The 17,425-nt window shown below is 71.1% G+C and carries 14 protein-coding genes; 9 read left to right on the top strand and 5 right to left on the bottom strand.

The window, feature by feature from the left end; genetic code table 11:
- Positions 1-83 precede the first annotated feature (83 nt).
- Positions 84-944 carry an ADP/ATP-dependent (S)-NAD(P)H-hydrate dehydratase gene (locus DEJ03_RS06820; RefSeq protein ID WP_110864012.1) on the bottom strand — a complete coding sequence of 287 codons (861 nt, stop codon included), beginning with the start codon at positions 942-944 and terminating at the stop codon, positions 84-86.
- Between the two features lie 24 nt (positions 945-968).
- Here DEJ03_RS06820 and DEJ03_RS06815 point away from each other — a divergent pair, with 24 nt between their 5' ends.
- The 4 genes from DEJ03_RS06815 (at position 969) to DEJ03_RS06800 (ending at position 5,325) form a co-directional block, all read left to right on the top strand.
- Positions 969-1,601: an HAD family phosphatase gene (locus tag DEJ03_RS06815; RefSeq protein ID WP_146237666.1), complete on the top strand. Its 633-nt coding sequence runs from the start codon at positions 969-971 to the stop codon at positions 1,599-1,601.
- Positions 1,602-1,610: 9 nt separating this feature from the next.
- Positions 1,611-2,693: an NADH:flavin oxidoreductase/NADH oxidase gene (locus tag DEJ03_RS06810; protein WP_110864010.1), complete on the top strand. Its 1,083-nt coding sequence runs from the start codon at positions 1,611-1,613 to the stop codon at positions 2,691-2,693.
- 156 nt (positions 2,694-2,849) lie between these two features.
- On the top strand, positions 2,850-4,232 hold the full coding sequence (locus DEJ03_RS06805) for a hemolysin family protein (RefSeq protein WP_027465831.1): 1,383 nt from the start codon (positions 2,850-2,852) through the stop codon (positions 4,230-4,232).
- A gap of 55 nt (positions 4,233-4,287) precedes the next feature.
- The gene (locus DEJ03_RS06800) at positions 4,288-5,325 is read left to right on the top strand and encodes a hemolysin family protein (RefSeq protein ID WP_027465832.1); all 1,038 of its coding nucleotides are present in this window, start codon (positions 4,288-4,290) and stop codon (positions 5,323-5,325) included.
- A gap of 95 nt (positions 5,326-5,420) precedes the next feature.
- On the opposite strand, the gene DEJ03_RS06795 is transcribed toward DEJ03_RS06800, so the two are convergent.
- The gene (locus tag DEJ03_RS06795) at positions 5,421-6,860 is read right to left on the bottom strand and encodes a GuaB1 family IMP dehydrogenase-related protein (RefSeq protein ID WP_110864009.1); all 1,440 of its coding nucleotides are present in this window, start codon (positions 6,858-6,860) and stop codon (positions 5,421-5,423) included.
- A 177-nt stretch (positions 6,861-7,037) separates the two neighbouring features.
- Between DEJ03_RS06795 and DEJ03_RS06790 the strand changes: the two genes are divergently transcribed.
- Positions 7,038-10,796 (top strand): multifunctional oxoglutarate decarboxylase/oxoglutarate dehydrogenase thiamine pyrophosphate-binding subunit/dihydrolipoyllysine-residue succinyltransferase subunit, encoded by a 3,759-nt coding sequence (locus tag DEJ03_RS06790; protein ID WP_181422630.1) that lies wholly within the window; start codon positions 7,038-7,040, stop codon positions 10,794-10,796.
- A gap of 76 nt (positions 10,797-10,872) precedes the next feature.
- Here DEJ03_RS06790 and DEJ03_RS06785 read toward each other — a convergent pair whose 3' ends face one another.
- Positions 10,873-11,313: a GNAT family N-acetyltransferase gene (locus DEJ03_RS06785; RefSeq protein ID WP_110859058.1), complete on the bottom strand. Its 441-nt coding sequence runs from the start codon at positions 11,311-11,313 to the stop codon at positions 10,873-10,875.
- A gap of 91 nt (positions 11,314-11,404) precedes the next feature.
- On the opposite strand from DEJ03_RS06785, the gene DEJ03_RS06780 reads away from it, so the two are divergent.
- Both DEJ03_RS06780 and DEJ03_RS06775 read left to right on the top strand, forming a co-directional pair.
- Positions 11,405-12,010, top strand: coding sequence for a hypothetical protein (locus DEJ03_RS06780; protein ID WP_110864008.1), 606 nt, complete (start codon positions 11,405-11,407; stop codon positions 12,008-12,010).
- Between the two features lie 42 nt (positions 12,011-12,052).
- Positions 12,053-13,501: a LamG-like jellyroll fold domain-containing protein gene (locus DEJ03_RS06775; protein WP_110864007.1), complete on the top strand. Its 1,449-nt coding sequence runs from the start codon at positions 12,053-12,055 to the stop codon at positions 13,499-13,501.
- A gap of 6 nt (positions 13,502-13,507) precedes the next feature.
- On the opposite strand, the gene DEJ03_RS06770 is transcribed toward DEJ03_RS06775, so the two are convergent.
- A complete protein-coding gene (locus tag DEJ03_RS06770) occupies positions 13,508-13,750 on the bottom strand; it encodes a zf-HC2 domain-containing protein (RefSeq protein WP_027465838.1) in 243 nt (80 codons plus the stop codon).
- A complete protein-coding gene (locus DEJ03_RS06765; RefSeq protein WP_110864006.1) occupies positions 13,747-14,598 on the bottom strand; it encodes a sigma-70 family RNA polymerase sigma factor in 852 nt (283 codons plus the stop codon). The genes DEJ03_RS06770 and DEJ03_RS06765 overlap by 4 nt, the downstream gene beginning before the upstream one ends.
- Before the next feature lie 81 nt (positions 14,599-14,679).
- Here DEJ03_RS06765 and aroA point away from each other — a divergent pair, with 81 nt between their 5' ends.
- Both aroA and rsgA read left to right on the top strand, forming a co-directional pair.
- Positions 14,680-16,065 carry a 3-phosphoshikimate 1-carboxyvinyltransferase gene (aroA, locus tag DEJ03_RS06760; protein WP_110864005.1) on the top strand — a complete coding sequence of 462 codons (1,386 nt, stop codon included), beginning with the start codon at positions 14,680-14,682 and terminating at the stop codon, positions 16,063-16,065.
- A gap of 3 nt (positions 16,066-16,068) precedes the next feature.
- Complete coding sequence (gene rsgA / locus DEJ03_RS06755) at positions 16,069-17,115, top strand: ribosome small subunit-dependent GTPase A (RefSeq protein WP_110864004.1); 1,047 nt, start codon at positions 16,069-16,071, stop codon at positions 17,113-17,115.
- Positions 17,116-17,425 lie beyond the last annotated feature (310 nt).

The following is a 17,425-nucleotide window of genomic DNA, read 5'->3' as shown; positions in this document are numbered from 1 at the left end:
ACGAATCCATTGCGTGCGCATCCTTCGACAGAACACGCGTCGATCCCCTCGTGGATCGTCGGAAGGTGCACGCGCACCGACCGCTAGCCGCGCGCGTCGCCGTCCACGACCAGGTCCCGCACGACCGCCGGCAGCTCGGCGATGAGCGTCGTCATCGGGAACGGTCCGCCGCCGGACGCCCGCCGCGCCGCGAGCCCGTGCACCACCGCGGCCGACGCGGCCAGGTGCGCGAGGTCCGACGGGGTGAGCGACGATCCGGCCGTCTCGACAGAGCCCTGCCGCGCGGCGACGAGCGCTCCGAGCACCCCGCCCAGCACGTCCCCGGCACCGGCCGCCGCGAGCCACGGCGTCGCCGAGGACGCCACGAGCCGCACCGACCCGTCCGGGGTGACCACGTGGGTCCGCTCCCCCTTGAGCAGCACGACGCTGCCGGTCTGCTCCGCCGCACGGAGCGCTGCGGCGGCCGGGTCCTGCTCGATCTCGGCGCGATCGGCTCCGAGGAACGAAGCGAGTTCACCGGCGTGCGGGGTGAGCACGGCGAGCGGCCCGAGGTCGACGAGCGGGATCGCCCCGGCGTCGACGACGACCGGGACGCCGTCGTCGGAGGCGTGCGCGAAGCCCGACGCCGTCGTCGTGTCCAGGTCACGGAGCGACGGCGCCGAGATCCCGGAGCCGACGAGCCAGGCCTGCACGCGGCCGACGCCGGACACGACCTCGGGGCGGCGGGCGAGCACGTGGTCGGTGGCGCGCGCGGGTCCGACGTACCGGACCATGCCGACGCCGGTGTGCACGGCGGAGTCGACCCCCAGCACCGCGGCGCCGGGGTACTGGTCGGACCCGGTGGCGATGCCGAGGACCCCGCGGCGGTACTTGGTGGACTCCCCCGTCGGCGCGGTGACCCACGCGGCGGCATCGGACGGTCGGACGAGCACGAAGTCGTTCACCGGCCCCACGTTACGGTGGAGCACATGAGCCTGTTCCTGCCTGGTCGCGTGGTGGTCTTCGACTACGGCGAGGTGATCAGCCGGACGCCGCACGCCTCGCGGGACGCCCTCGTGGCCGCCACCGGGGTCCCGGCCGACGAGCTGTTCCCGGTGTACCAGGAGCTCCGGCACGACCTGGACCGCGGCGACCTGTCGGTCGTGGCGTACTGGCGTGCCATCGCGGAACGGACCGGACGGACCTGGAGCATCTCCGAGATCCACCGGTTCTGGGCGATCGACTTCACCGGGTGGTTCGAGGTCGAGCCGGAGACCCTCGAGATCGTCGAGGAGCTGCACGAGGCCGGCACCCGTGTGGCCCTGCTCTCGAACGCGGGCTTCGACTTCGGCGACCCGTACCGCCGCTCCCCGATGGGCTCGCTGTTCGAGACCGTCGTGGTGAGCGCCGAGGAGCACGTCCTGAAGCCCGCGGCATCCATCTACCGCGACACCTGTGCGCGCTTGGGAATCGACCCGGGTCAGATGGTGTTCGTGGACAACAGGGCCGAGAACGCCACCGGTGCGGAAGCGATCGGGGCGGTCGGCCACCACTACACGTCGCCGGCGTCACTGCGGTCGTTCCTGGCGGAACTGGCCGAGGCGCCGGCACCCGTCCTCTGAGGAGCCCGCGTGACGCACGCCCTGTTCGACCCGATCACCGTCCGTGACCTGACCGTCCGCAACCGCATCTGGGTCTCCCCGATGTGCCAGTACTCGGTGGACCAGCAGGACGGCGTCCCGACGACGTGGCACCTCGTGCACCTGGGCGGCTTCGCCAAGGGCGGCGCCGGCGCGGTCGTGGTCGAGGCGACGGGCGTCGTGCCCGAGGGACGGATCACCCCGCAGGACCTCGGGCTGTGGAACGACCAGCAGCGCGACGCGTTCAAGCCGATCGTCGACTTCCTGCACGAGCAGGGGGCCGCGGCGGGCATCCAGCTCGCGCACGCCGGGCGCAAGGCGTCGACCTACCGCCCCTGGGACACCACGCATGGCACCGTCCCCGCCGACCAGGGCGGCTGGACCACGGTCGCGCCGTCGGCCGTGGCCTTCGACGGCTACGACGTCCCGCGCGAGCTCGCGGTCGAGGACATCCGCGTCGTCGCCCTCGCCTTCGCGCAGTCCGCCCGCCGCGCGGTGGAGGCCGGGTTCGACCTGGTCGAGATCCACGCGGCCCACGGCTACCTGCTGCACCAGTTCCTCTCGCCGCTGAGCAACCAGCGCACCGACCAGTACGGCGGCTCGCTCGAGAACCGTGCCCGCGCGCTGCTCGAGGTCGTCGACGCCGTGCGCGCCGAGGTCGGCGAGGGCTTCCCGATCGTCGTCCGGTTCTCGGCCACCGACTGGGTCGACGGCGGGCTCACGCTCGACGAGACCACCGTCGTCGCCCGCTGGGCCGCGGAGCACGGTGCCGACCTGGCCGACGTGTCGACCGGCGGCAACGTCGCGAGCGCGCCGATCCCGGTCGGCCCCGGCTACCAGGTGCCGCACGCCGCGGCGATCAAGCGCGACGCCGGCATCCCGACGATCGCCGTGGGCATGATCTCCGAGGCGTTCCAGGCCGAGCAGATCGTCGCGACCGGCCTCGCCGACGTCGTGATGATCGGTCGCGAGATGCTCCGCGACCCGTCGTTCGCGCTCCGTGCCGCCGTCGAACTCCGCGTGCCGGTCGACTACGAGCCGCAGCAGTACCACCGCGCTCGGATCACGGCCTAGGCGCGGTCGGTTCTGTACGGATTCACGGTTCAGCGACCGCGCAGGCAGTACGATTGGCAGCACTGTGGACGATCCCCCGAATAGTTCTTCGCCTCACTCATCCGCCGCTCACTCGGTGAGCTGCACGTCATCCCTGTGCGCGAACGGGGGTGAATCATGAGTCCGATCGACATCGTCATGCTGATCGGCGGCATCCTGCTGACCCTCGGCACGGGTGTCTTCGTCGCGTCCGAGTTCGCGCTGGTCAACCTCGACCGCGCGGACGTCGAAGCGCGGCGCGACCGCGGTGAAGCCGGCCTCGCGCCGGTCATCGGCGCGCTGAAGGTCACCTCGACGCACCTGTCCAGCGCACAGCTCGGCATCACGCTGACCACGCTGCTGACCGGCTACCTGCTCGAACCCTCGATCGCGAAGCTGCTCGAGGCGCCGTTCCTGGCGATGAACCTGCCGGAGGGCATCGTCGAGACCGTCGGATCGATCGTGGCGCTCGTCATCGCGACCCTGCTGTCGATGATCCTCGGCGAGCTCGTGCCGAAGAACTTCGCGCTCGCGCTGCCCCTGCAGACCGCCAGGCTCGTGGTGCCGCTGCAGATCGCGTTCACGACGGTCTTCAAGCCCGCCGTCGCACTGCTGAACGGCACCGCGAACGCCGTGCTCCGATCGCTGGGCATCGAGCCGCAGGAGGAACTCTCCGGTGCGCGCAGCGCCGAGGAACTCACCTCGCTGCTGCGCCGGTCGGCGTCCGAGGGCTCGCTCGAGCAGGACACCGCGACGCTCCTCGAGCGCACCATCTCGTTCTCCGAGCTGAGCGCCAGCGACGTGATGACCCCGCGCCCGAGGCTCTCCACCATCCGCGTGTCCGAGTCCGCCGAGGACGTCATCGCCCTCGCCCGCAAGACCGGCTTCAGCCGCTTCCCCGTCATCGAGGAGGACGCGGACGACGTGGTCGGCATCGTGCACGTCAAGCAGGCCGTCGCCGTGCCGCGCGAGAAGCGTCCGGAGGTCCCCGTCGGGGCACTCATGACCGACGCCGAACGCGTGCCGGAGACCATGCCCGGCGACACCCTGCTCGCCGAGGTCCGTGGTCGCGGCTACCAGATGGTCATCGTCGTCGACGAGTACGGCGGCACCGCCGGGGTCGTCACGCTCGAGGACCTGATCGAGGAGATCGTCGGCGAGGTCTCCGACGAGCACGACCGCGCCCGCATCGACGTGGTCCGCTCCCGCGACTGGCTGACCTTCCCCGGTCTGCTGCGTCCCGACGAGCTCGAGGACCGCGCCGGCGTGAAGGTGCCCGAGGAGGGCCCGTACGAGACCGTCGGCGGGTTCGTCATGTCGACGCTGGGCCGCCTGCCCGTCGTCGGCGACGAGGTGCCCCTGGACGGCGGGGTGTTCCGGGTCGAGCGGCTGGACGGCCGTCGGATCGACCGCATCCGCTGGACCCCGACGCGCCCGTCGACCGACACGGCGGCGACCGCGATCATCATCCCGTCCACCAAGAGCACCCCGACCACCACGACGAAGGGCAGCACCCGATGAGCTCCGACTCGATGATGGGCGCAGCGGGATCTTCTGGCTGCAGGGAGGGACTGCGATGAGTTCCGATTGGTGGGGCATCTTCTGGCTCGTCGTCCTGTTGATGGGCAACGCGTACTTCGTCGCGGCGGAGTTCGCGGTCATCTCCGCACGCCGCTCGCAGATCGAGCCCCGCGCGGAGGAGGGCTCGAAGGCCGCGCAGATGACGCTCTGGGCGATGGAGCACGCCACCCGCATGCTCGCCACGACCCAGCTCGGCATCACGGTCTGCTCGCTGCTCATCCTGAACGTGTCCGAGCCGGCGATCCACCACCTGCTCGAGGTCCCGCTGCACCTGACGGGCTGGAGCGCCGAGGTGATCGGCACCGTGGCCTTCGTGTTCACGCTGCTGCTCGTCTCGTTCCTGCACGTGGTGTTCGGCGAGATGGTGCCGAAGAACATCTCGTTCTCGATGCCGGACCGCGCCGCGCTGCTGCTGGTCCCGACGCTCTGGTACATCGGTCACGGCCTGCACTGGGTCATCGTCGGCCTGAACGAGGTCGCGAACGCCGTGCTGCGGCTGTTCCGCGTCGAGCCCAAGGACGAAGCGGTGAGCGCCTTCACGGTGGAAGAGGTGCAGACCATCGTGGAGCAGTCCCGACGCGAGGGCACCCTGACCGACGACGGCAAGCTCGCCCTGGCGTTCGAGTTCACCGAGAAGAAGGTCCGTGACGTCGCCGTACCGATGGCCGAGCTCGTCACCCTCCCCGACGACGCCACCCCGGCCGACGTCGAGCACGCCGTGGCACAGCGCGGGTTCTCCCGCTACGTGCTCGTCGGCGAGGACGGCTCCCCCACCGGCTACGTGCACGTGAAGGACGTCATCGACCTGCGGCCGGACGAGTTCGACGACCCGGTGCCGCCGAAGCGCATCCGCCAGCTCATCTCGCTCTACACCGAGATGGACCTCGAGGACGCGCTCGCGACCATGCGGGCCGCCGGCCGCCACGTGGCCCGCGCCTTCGACGCGGACGGCCGCACGATCGGCGTGCTGTTCCTCGAGGACATCCTCGAAGAACTGGTGGGCGAGGTCGAGGACGCGACCCGACGCCGGTAGACGCACCGAAGAGCGGACGGGAGGCGCGGTGCCAGCTGGCACCGCGCCTCCCGTCCGTTCGTGGTCGCGACCAGGGCGACGCGCGCCCGTCCGCGCTACCAGCTGACGGGCAGGGGCTTGCCCTCCTCGTACCCGGCGGCGGACTGGATGCCGACCAGCGCGCGCTCGGAGAACTCGGCGAGGGACGACGCACCCGCGTAGGTGGCGGAGCTGCGGACGCCGGTGGTGATCATGTCGAGCAGGTCCTCGACGCTCGGACGCTCCGGGTCGAGGTAGATCGTCGACGACGAGATCCCCTCGGCGAAGAGCGCCTTGCGGGCCCGCTCGTACGGGTCGAGCCGCTCGAAGCGCTCACGGACGGCCTTGGCCGACGCCATGCCCCAGCTCTCCTTGTACGCCTTGCCCGCGGCGTCGCGGCGCAGGACACCGGGGGCCTCGAGCGTGCCGGCGAACCACGAGCCGATCATGACGGCGGACGCGCCGGCTGCCAGCGCGAGGGCGACGTCGCGCGGGTAGCGCACCCCGCCGTCCGCCCAGACGTGCGCACCGAGCGAGCGGGCCGCCGCGGCGGTCTCGAGCACGGCGGAGAACTGTGGGCGACCGACGGCCGTCATCATGCGGGTGGTGCACATGGCACCAGGGCCGACGCCGACCTTGATGATGTCCGCTCCGGCCCCGACCAGGTGCGCGACGGCGTCGGCCGTGACGACGTTGCCGGCGACGAGCGGGATGCCGAGCTGCAGCGACGCGACCGTGCGGAGCGCGCGGAGCATGCCGTCCTGGTGGCCGTGCGCGGTGTCGAGGACCAGGACGTCCACGCCCGCGGCGGCCAGCGCCTTCGCCTTGGCGGCGACGTCGCCGTTGATGCCGAGCGCGGCGGCGACCCGGAGCCGCCCGGAACCATCGACGGCGGGCGTGTAGATGTCGGAGCGGATCGCGCTCGTCTGGCTCGTGGTGCCGACGACCCGGCCGTGCCGCATGACCGGCGCGAAGTCGACCTCGGCAGCCGAGAGCACGTCGTACACGTGGCGGGGTGTGCCGGCGTCCTCGGCGTCGATCGCGGTCGAGGCGCCGTGCAGCAGGTCACCGAGGACGGCGTCGGGGCCGGCGGTGCCGAGGCGGGTCGCGGGCACGCAGCCGAGGTACTCGCCGTCGGCGTCGCGGACGACCACACCACGGCCGGCCACCGGCAGGAGCTGCTCGAGGGCCTCGGCGACGGTGGTCTGCGCGCCCATGTCGTAGGCGGTGTCGAAGTCGACCGGCTGGTCCTTCACCCAGCGGATCGCGGCGTCGAGGTCCTGCAGGTGCATGTCCTGCGGCAGCACGCCCAGACCGCCGCGGCGGGCCAGGGTGGCGGCGAGCCGAGGGCCGGTGACGGAGTTCATGTTGGCGCTGACGATCGGGATCGTGGCACCGCTGCCGTCGTTCGCCGCGAGGTCGACGTCGAAGCGGCTCGTCACGCCGGAACGGCTCGGGACGAGGAAGACGTCGGAGTAGGTCAGGTCGTGCGTCGGCCGCGTCTCGTAGAACCTCATGCGCTCCACTGTACGGCTCCCGTCAGGGCCCCGACCGGGTGCTCGGGGGCTGCCGACTCGCGCCGCGGCTGACACGGAACGGACATGTCGGAGCGGCTAGGCTTGGCACCTGTGCGGCGCAGGGTTGCTCCGCACGACACACACGAGCATCTATCGACGGAGAGTGGGCGATCGGCTGTGTCGAGCCATCTGACCGGAACGGACGAGACCGCGGGCGAATTCGGGGCGAACGAGTGGCTCGTCGACGAGCTCTACGAGCAGTTCGTCGCGGACAAGGAGTCGGTCGACAAGTCCTGGTGGCCGGTCCTCGAGAGCTACCACCGCACGCAGGTCGGTGACGCGCCGGCTCCCGCAACTCCGACGGGGTCCCCCGCCCAGCAGGTCCCGACCCAGCAGCAGCAGTCGTCAACGCAGCAGCCCGCCACCGGCGACACCCCGGGCGAGGCGAAGTCGGGCCCGATCCAGGCGAAGACCACCTCGCGTCAGCCGGCACCGCAGCCGATCCCGGCCGAGGCGAACGACGCCGCCGACGACCACGAGGAGACCCACGAAGACGTGGCGACCCCGCTCCGGGGCATGGCCAAGACGCTGGCGTCGAACATGGACGCCTCGCTGACCGTCCCGACCGCCACGAGCGTCCGGACGATCCCGGCGAAGCTGATGATCGACAACCGGATCGTCATCAACAACCACCTGCGACGTGCCCGCGGCGGCAAGATCTCCTTCACGCACCTGATCGGGTGGGCGATGGTGCAGGCCGTCAAGGACTTCCCGAGCCAGAACGTCTTCTACGAGGAGCGCGACGGCAAGCCGTTCGTCGTCGCCCCGGCGCACGTGAACCTCGGCATCGCGATCGACGTCCCGAAGAAGGACGGCACCCGCTCGCTCCTGGTGCCGAGCATCAAGCGCGCGGAGACCCTGACGTTCGGCCAGTTCCTCTCCGCCTACGAGGACCTCGTCAAGCGCGCCCGCGACAACAAGCTCACCCCGGCGGACTTCCAGGGCACGACGATCTCGCTCACCAACCCGGGCGGCATCGGCACCGTGCACTCGGTCCCGCGTCTGACGAAGGGGCAGGGCTCGATCATCGGCGCCGGTGCCCTCGAGTACCCGGCGCAGTTCCAGGGATCGGCGTCGAAGACCCTGGTCGAGCTCGGCATCGGCAAGACCATCACCCTGACGAGCACCTACGACCACCGCGTCATCCAGGGCGCCGGTTCGGGCGAGTACCTCAAGCACGTGCACGAGCGCCTGATCGGCGAGCACGGCTTCTACGACGGCATTTTCGCCGCGCTCCGGATCCCCTACAAGCCGATCCAGTGGGCGAACGACATCAACGTCGACCTGGCGCACCGGGTGAACAAGACCGCCCGCGTGCAGGAGCTCATCAACAGCTTCCGCGTCCGTGGGCACCTGATGGCCGACATCGACCCGCTCGAGTACCGCCAGCGCACGCACCCCGACCTCGAGATCGAGAGCCACGGGCTGACCTTCTGGGACCTCGACCGCGAGTTCGTCACCGGTGGGCTCGCCGGCACCACCTCGGCACCGCTGCGCGACGTCCTGGGGATCCTGCGCGACGCCTACTGCCGCACGGTCGGCATCGAGTACATGCACATCCAGGACCCGGAACAGCGTCGCTGGGTGCAGGAGCGCATCGAGGTGCCGTACTCGAAGCCCTCGAAGGAAGAACAGCTCCGCGTCCTCGGCAAGCTCAACGAGGCCGAGGCGTTCGAGACCTTCCTGCAGACCAAGTACGTCGGCCAGAAGCGCTTCTCGCTCGAGGGCGGCGAGTCCACCATCGCCTTCCTCGACACCCTGATCCAGCACGCTGCCGGCGTCGGGCTGGCCGAGGTCGCGATCGGCATGGCCCACCGCGGCCGCCTGAACGTCCTGACGAACATCGCCGGCAAGACCTACGGGCAGATCTTCCGTGAGTTCGAAGGGTCCTCGCTGCCGGGCACGGTGTCCGGTCAGGGCTCCGGCGACGTGAAGTACCACGTCGGCACCGAGGGCGTGTTCCGCACGTCCGACGGCTCGAGCATCCCGGTGACGATTGCCGCGAACCCGTCCCACCTCGAAGCCGTCGACGGCGTACTCGAGGGCATCGTCCGCGCCAAGCAGGACCGCGAGGCACCCGGCAGCTTCGGCGTGCTCCCCGTGCTCGTGCACGGCGACGCAGCGATGGCCGGTCAGGGTGTGGTCGTCGAGACGCTGCAGATGTCGCAGCTCCGCGGCTACCGCACCGGCGGCACGGTCCACCTCGTCATCAACAACCAGGTCGGGTTCACCACCCCGCCCGAGTCGGCGCGCAGCTCGGTGTACTCCACCGACGTCGCGAAGACGATCCAGGCACCGATCTTCCACGTGAACGGCGACGACCCCGAGGCCGTCGCCCGCGTCGCCGAACTCGCCTTCGCCTACCGCGAGGAGTTCCACCGCGACGTCGTGATCGACCTGATCTGCTACCGCCGTCGTGGGCACAACGAGGGCGACGACCCCTCGATGACGCAGCCGCTGATGTACAACCTCATCGAGGCGAAGCGCTCCGTCCGCACGCTGTACACCGAGGCCCTCGTCGGCCGTGGTGACATCACGCAAGAGGAGTACGACGAGGCGCACCGCGACTTCCAGGACCGCCTGGAACGCGCCTTCGCCGAGACGCACGAGGCACAGACCGGCACCATCCCGGTCATCGAGGTCGACGACGACGGTGCGGTGCAGGGGCTCGAACGCCCGGCCGCGCAGCGCGACGACTCCGAGGTCGAGGTGCACGAGACCGCCGTCTCCGAAGAACTCGTCCGGGCGATCGGCGACGCGCACAGCAACCCGCCCGCCGGGTTCTCGATCCACCCGAAGCTGCAGCAGCTGCTGACCAAGCGCACCGAGATGACGCGCAACGGCGGCATCGACTGGGCGATGGCCGAGCTCATGGCGATCGGCTCGATCCTGGTCGAGGGCAAGCCCGTCCGCCTCGCCGGACAGGACGCCCGCCGCGGCACGTTCGTCCAGCGCCAGTCGGTGTTCCACGACCGGGTGAACGGCCAGGAATGGCTGCCGCTGTCGAACCTCACCGAGGACCAGGCCCGGTTCTACGTGTACGACTCGCTGCTGAGCGAGTACGCGGCGATGGCCTTCGAGTACGGCTACTCGGTGGAGCGCCCCGAGTCCCTCGTGCTCTGGGAGGCCCAGTTCGGCGACTTCGCGAACGGCGCCCAGATCGTCATCGACGAGTTCATCTCGTCCGCCGAGCAGAAGTGGGGACAGCGCTCCGGCCTCGTCCTGCTGCTGCCGCACGGGTACGAGGGCCAGGGGCCGGACCACTCGTCGGCACGCATCGAGCGCTACCTGCAGCTGTGCGCCGAGGACAACATGATCGTCGCGCGCCCGTCGACCCCGGCGTCGTACTTCCACCTGCTCCGCCGACAGGCCTGGGCCCGTCCGCAGAAGCCGCTCGTCGTGTTCTCCCCGAAGGCGATGCTCCGGCTCCGCCAGGCGACGAGCGCGGTCGAGGACTTCACGACCGGAACGTTCGAGCCCGTGCTGGACGATGCGCGGATCACCGACAAGAGCGCCGTGCGCCGCGTCGTGCTGCACTCCGGCAAGGTGCACCACGACCTGCGTGCCGAGGTCGACAAGCGCGGCATCACCGACGTCGCACTCGTCCGCCTCGAGCAGCTCGCCCCGCTCCCCCTCGACCGCATCCTCGAGGTCCTGGCGGGCTACCCGGACGCCGACGTCGTGTGGGCGCAGGAGGAGCCGGAGAACCAGGGCGCCTGGCCGTTCGTCTGCATGAACCTGTCGCCGCACCTGGGCGGTCGCCCGTTGTCCGTCGCGGCCCGCTCGGCGAGTGCCGCACCGGCCACGGGGTCCTCGAAGCGCTCCGCGCAGGAGGCCGCCGACGTCATCGACACGGCGTTGAGCGCGTCGGCCTAGGCACGTCGAAGCGCCCCGTGCGGGAGTCCGAGGGACTCCTGCACGGGGCGCTTCGACGTTCGCCAGGAAGGTGGCGCTACGCGATCTTCGTGTACCGCACCCCGGCGTCGTGGTACCCGCGCTTCTGGTAGAACCGGTGCGCGCTGTCCGTCGCGGCCGCACTGACGGCGCTGAGGCGACGTGCGCCCTGCTCGACCGCCCATGCTTCGAACGTGCCGATGAGCGCCGAACCGGTGCCGAGCCTCCTGGCCGTGTCGTCGACGACCAGCAGCAGCAGCTGCGCCGTCGGCTCGTCGCTCGCGTACGCCCAGGTGACCTGGGCACCCGCGACGGCGACCACGCGACCGTCGTCACCCCGCACCACCCAGGTCCGGTGGCCGGCTTCGGGTGTGAGTCGAGCGAGGCGCGCACGCATCGACGCATCGTCGACGTCGTGACCGAGCAGACGGACGAGGGCGGCGACGTCGGCGACGTCCGTGTCGGACCAGGTGGAGGTCGACTCGACGGAGAGGGTCATGTCGGCCAACCTACCCGTGCGTTCGGTCGTGTTGCGACGGGGTTCCGTTGCAATTGATATTCATATACCCTGTTTGCATATCACCCGCCGGGTGATCCCGACCGACAGGACAGCCCGGCACATCACCTCCCGCCACGGTCGCACCGCAGCCTGGATCGCGTTCCCGCTCGCCGTCGTCGCCAGCGGCGCACTCATCGCCACCGCCTCGTACGCCGCCTTCTCGAGCAGCACCGACAACGCCGCGAACAGCTGGCGCACCGGTGCCGTCTCGCTCACCGACGACGACCAGGGCCTCGCGATGTTCGACGTCGACGACCTGGTGCCCGGGTCCGCCGGCTCCAACTGCATCACCGTCACGGCGAACACCACCAACGCCTCGACCGTGAAGCTCTTCACCGCCGACCAGGCCGACGACGACGCACTCGCCGAACACGTCGGGCTGACCGTCGAACGTGGCAGCCTCGCCACCGCCGGAGACTGCAGCACCTTCACCACGGGGACGACCGTGCACGACGGCACCCTCGCCGGCCTGATGGAACGCGAGTCGTTCGGCACCGGGGTCGATGCGTGGCAGCCCACCACGGGGACGACGAGCACGACCTACCGCTTCAGCTACGACCTCGACGCGGACGCGCCGAACACCGTGCAGTCCTCCGAGTCGGGCACCACCTTCGTGTGGGAAGCGCAGACCGACTGACCTCGTCCACCCGACCGACCCGACCGAACCGAGGAGCAGCCGATGTCCACCGCCACCCACCGACACGTCCGGTGCACCGGCGACGTGCCACGGCTGCTCCTCGCGGTCGCGTCCCGCACGGTCCTGTGGTCCGTGCTGCTGCTCGCCGTCTGGGCCGCACTGCCGGCGAGCCTCGGCTGGCACGTCACGACGGTGGTCTCGGATTCGATGGCCCCGGGCATCCGGACCGGTGACGTCGTCGCCGCCATGCCCGCCGGTCCCGATGCCGTCGATCCCGGCCGCGTGCTGCTCGTCGACGACCCCGATCACGCCGAGCGGCTCCGGCTCCACCGGCTGGAGCGCATCGAGCAGGACGGCCGCCTGCGGCTCCGGGGTGACGCGAACCCGACCGCGGACCGGACGGCGGTCATGCCCGAGGCCGTCCTCGGCGTCGGCGTGCTGCGCTTCCCCGGCATCGGGCTCCCGACCGTGTGGTCACGGCAGCAGTCCTGGGGGCCGATCGGCGTCGCCGTCGTGGCGGCGCTCGCGCTCGTGCGGGCGGCACGGGCCGATCGCGACATCACCGCTGGCCGACCCTGTCGACGGTGTGGGACGCCGCGTTGGGACCTCGGCACGGCAGCCCTGACGCCCGGCACCGGAGCACCCGTGTCCGGAGCAGGGGGTACCGGCGCTCCGGACGTCGCGGCGGGCCTGTCGCTGTCCGTCGTCGCCGCGGTCACCGTCCTGACCATCGCACTCGCCGCCGGCTCTGCAGGGGCGGGGTTCAGCGGCACCACGGCGACCGCCACGACCCTCGGCACCGGTACGTTCCCGTGCTTCCACGAACCCGCTCCCGCCGGCAGCCAGCTGGCGTGGGACTTCGCCGAGAAACAGGGCGACATCGTGCGGGACAGCAGCGGACACGGCGCGGACGGACGCTTCGTCGGCGACGCGTCACGTGTCGACGGAAGCTGCGCGGCGAACCCGTGGAGCACCTACCCGGGCGCGGGCACCGACGACTACGCCGTCACCGACCGGCCCACCACCGGACCGCAGGTCTTCTCACTCGAGGTGTGGTTCCGGTCCGCCGATCCCGCGGGCGGCCGCGTGTTCGGCTTCACGTCCGACACCGCCCCCGCGTCGACCTACCGCGACCGGCACCTGTACATCGACGCCGGCGGCGGCCTGCGCTTCGGCGTGCAGGGCGCCGGCAACCTCTTCAACTTCACGGTCGGCGGCGGTGACGTCGCGGACGGCGAGTGGCACCACGCCGTGGCGACGTTCGAGTCACGATCGATGACCCTCTACGTCGACGGCCAGCGCAAGGAGCGACGAACCGATGCCGTCGCCGCTCGGCAGTACGACGGACACTGGCGCACCGGCCGCGGAACCCTGGTCGGCTGGCCCGACTCGGGGAACTTCGGGTTCACGGGCGACATCGACTCGGCAACCGTCTACGACCGTGTCCTCGACGCCGAGACCGTCGCAGCCCGGTTCACCGCCGGCCGCTGACACCGGTCAGTGCGTGGCCTGCTCCACCCGGATGCGCGCCAGGATCTCGCTGCGCAGCTGATCGGGAGCGGTCTCCTTGCAGGCGCGGCGCACGGTCTCCATGAGCACCACGCCGACGCGGTGCTCGGTCTGGCAGTCCTCGCAGCCGTCCATGTGCTCGCGGATGTCCGCGGCGTCCTCGTGGCGGAGCTCGTCGTGCAGGAACTCCTCGAGCTCGGCCTTCGCCTTCGAGCAGTCGCAGCCGCTCATCGCGCGTCCTTCCGTCCGGTGCGACCCGTGGCCGCAGTTGCCTTCGTCGTCTGTGCCGCGCCTCGTCCCCGTCCACGCATCGTCGCCGTCGACGCTGCGTCCGGGACGATGCCGGTCTCACGGGCGTGGTCCGCCAGGAGCCCACGGAGGAGCCGCCGGCCACGGTGGAGGCGGCTCATGACCGTCCCCACGGGGGTCTTCATGATGTCCGCGATCTCCTGGTACGAGAATCCTTCGACATCGGCGAAGTACACGGCCATCCGGAAGTCCTCCGGGATGGCCTGCAGTGCGTCCTTCACGGCGGAGGACGGCAGGTGGTCGATCGCGTCGGCCTCGGCGGACCGGGCGGAGATCGACTGGGTGACGCTCTCCGCGCCGCCGAGCTGCCAGTCCTCGAGCTCGTCGATGGTGCCCTGGTACGGGTTCCGCTGGTTCTTGCGGTACGTGTTGATGAACGTGTTCGTGAGGATCCGGTACAGCCAGGCCTTCAGGTTCGTGCCCTGCTTGAACTGGCGGAACGCGGCGAAGGCCTTGACGAACGTCTCCTGCACCAGGTCCGACGCGTCGGCCGGGTTGCGGGTCATCCGCATCGCCGCACCGTAGAGCTGGTCCATGAAGGGCAGCGCCTGGTCCTCGAACAGGGACCGCAGCTCACCCTCGGAGACGGTCTTCGCGTCCACCGGCTCGTCTGCGGCGTCGTCGAGGGCTTCGTGCTCCTCCTCGACGGCGTCGAGCTGCACCTCGGTCTCGTCGACCAGGTGGTGCGGAGCTGCCTGCGGTTCGTCGGTCGTCATCGCCGCCAAGTCTAGGCCGAGCGTGCCGAGCGTCGTCGGCACCGCGGTCAGCACGGTTGCCGTGCCGGTCCGCTCTCGTGCGAGTGTTGCTGTCGCCACTGATCCTCCCGGTGCGTTCAGTACCCTGGTGAACCGATGGCAGACACGACGCATTCCCACAGCGGGGCCCAGCCCGCCGACCCCTGGATCGCCCCGGTCGCAGGGGGTCCGCTTCGCGGTGACGTCGCGCTGCCCGGGTCGAAGTCGCTGACGAACCGGGAGCTCGTGCTCGCGTCCCTCGCGGACGGCCCCTCGACGATCCGGCTCCCGCTGCACTCCCGCGACTCGGCGCTGATGATCGCGGGGCTCCGTGCGCTCGGCGTCGGCATCGAGGAGCTCGAGCCGGCGGCCGGCACCGCCCCGAACCCTTACGGTCCGGACCTCCGGATCACGCCAGCCCCGATGCACGGCGACGTCCGCCTGGACTGCGGGCTGGCCGGCACCGTGATGCGCTTCCTGCCGCCGCTCGCCGCCCTGGCCGTCGGGCCCGTCACGGTCGACGGCGACCCCTACGCCCGCAAGCGGCCGATGCACGCCATCGTGCAGGGACTCGTGGACCTCGGTGTCGACGTCACGGACGACGGCGGCGGGTCGATGCCGTTCTCGTTCACCGGCACCGGCTCGGTCCGCGGTGGGGCCCTGACGATCGACGCGTCGGCGTCCTCGCAGTTCGTCTCCGGGCTGCTGCTGTCGGCGCCCCGCTTCGACGAGGGCCTGCACCTCACCCACGTGGGCGAACGCCTGCCGAGCATGCCGCACATCGAGATGACCGTCGCGGCGCTCCGAGCCCGCGGCGTCCGCGTCGACGAGCCGTCGGTCGGCGAGTGGGTCGTGCACCCGGGCCCGATCGGCGCGCGTGACGTCACGATCGAGCCCGACCTGTCGAACGCGGCGCCGTTCGCCGTCGCCGCGCTCGTCGCCGGCGGCATGGTCCGCATCCGCACCTGGCCCACCGAGACGACGCAGGTCGGTGCCGACCTCGAGACGCTCCTGCCCCTGTGGGGGGCGAGCGTGGTCCGTGACGGTGACGACCTGGTCGTCGACGGCGGCGTCGGGATCCGGGGTGGGGCCTCCTTGCCGGGTCTCGAACTCGACCTGAGCCGCGGCGGCGAACTCGCCCCGGCGCTCGTCGCGCTGGCCGCGCTGGCGGACGGCCCGAGCGAGATCACCGGCATCGGTCACCTGCGGGGGCACGAGACGGACCGCCTGGCCGCGCTGGCGGCGGACCTCAACCGGTCTGGAGGCGCGGTGCACGAACTCGACGACGGCCTGCGGATCGAGCCGGCGCCGCTCCACGGCAGCGCCTGGGGCGCGTACGACGACCACCGGATGGCGACCGCGGGGGCGATCGTGGGCCTCGTCGTCGAGGGCGTCGCCGTCGACGACATCGGGTCGACCGCGAAGACGCTGCCGCAGTTCCCGGAGCTGTGGGCCGCGCTCGTGGCGTCCTCGGTGACCGCTGCACCGGTGAGTGGGGACTGACGCATGAGCTGGTGGGACGACGCCGACGGTGACGACTCCGACGCGGACGAGCCGTACGGGCAGTACGACGAGTCGAGCGTCCGGGTGCGCCCGAACCCGAAGGGCAACCGACCGCGCACGAAGACCCGTCCGACGTACGACGACGCCCCCGTCGGGTGGGTGACGAACGTCGACCGCGGGCGGTTCGGCGTGCTGATCGACGACCACGTCATCACCGCGACGAAGGCCCGCGAGCTCGGCAAGAAGTCCGTCGTCACGGGCGACCACGTGTCACTCGTCGGGGACGTCTCGGGCGACCCCGGCTCGCTCGCGCGCATCGTGAAGGTCGCCGAGCGCACCACACTGCTGCGACGGAGTGCCGACGACTCCGACGAGGTCGAGCGCGTCATCGTGGCGAACGCCGACCAGATGCTCATCGTGGTGGCCGCCGCCGACCCCGAGCCACGCACCCGCCTGATCGACCGGTACCTGGTGGCCGCGTTCGACGCCGGCCTCGACCCGATCCTCTGCATCACGAAGACCGACCTCGCCGACCCGGCTGCGTTCCTGGCGCACTTCGCGTGCCTCGACCTACGCATCGTGACGAGCCGATCGGACGACGTCCCGTTCGAGGCGCTGCACGAACTGCTCGACGACAAGGTGACCGTGACCGTCGGGCACTCTGGTGTGGGCAAGTCGACCCTGGTGAACGCCCTGACCGGATCGACGCGCGCGATCGGCGTCGTGAACTCCGTGACCGGTCGCGGGCGGCACACGTCGTCGTCGTCGATCGCACTGCGGGTCCGCGACGGCGGGTGGATCATCGACACGCCGGGTGTGCGGTCGTTCGGCCTGGGGCACGTCGACCCCGCGAACGTGTTCCGGGCGTTCGCGTCGCACGCCGTGCCGGTGCTGCCCGCGCGGGACGGCATCCCGCTGGCGCAGGCGCACGACTGGGAGATCGTCGACCGGGTGCAGGACGGGGAGCTCGGGCCGACCGGCGTCGAGCGGCTCGACTCGTTCCGGGCGCTGCTGACCGGGATGGGTGCGTCCGACCCCGGTTCCGAGTAACGCGGCGGGGTGGTGCCGGTCGGCTGGTCGGCGGCTGGTCACGACACCCCGCGGTGTGTGCGTCGAGCGGTCACGAACTGTCGACTGGCGACGCGGCACCCGACAGTTCGTGACCACTCGAGCGCCGGCGCGCGGTGAGTCGTGACCACTCCGGTTCCCGCGCCCCCTCCGCACCGTGCAGACCTCGCACCGTGCGAGGGGCGCACGAACGGTGCGAGGTTGCGCACTCCGTGCGGGCTCGCGCGCCTCGCACGGAGTGGGCAACCTCGCACCGGACGACGCCTCGACACCGGGCCGGCATCGACAAGCG

Source organism: Curtobacterium sp. MCLR17_043, from assembly GCF_003224215.1.
Lineage (GTDB): Bacteria > Actinomycetota > Actinomycetes > Actinomycetales > Microbacteriaceae > Curtobacterium > Curtobacterium flaccumfaciens.
The sequence above is the reverse complement of the archived record's forward strand: the minus strand, read 5'-3'. Positions and strand labels throughout refer to the sequence as shown.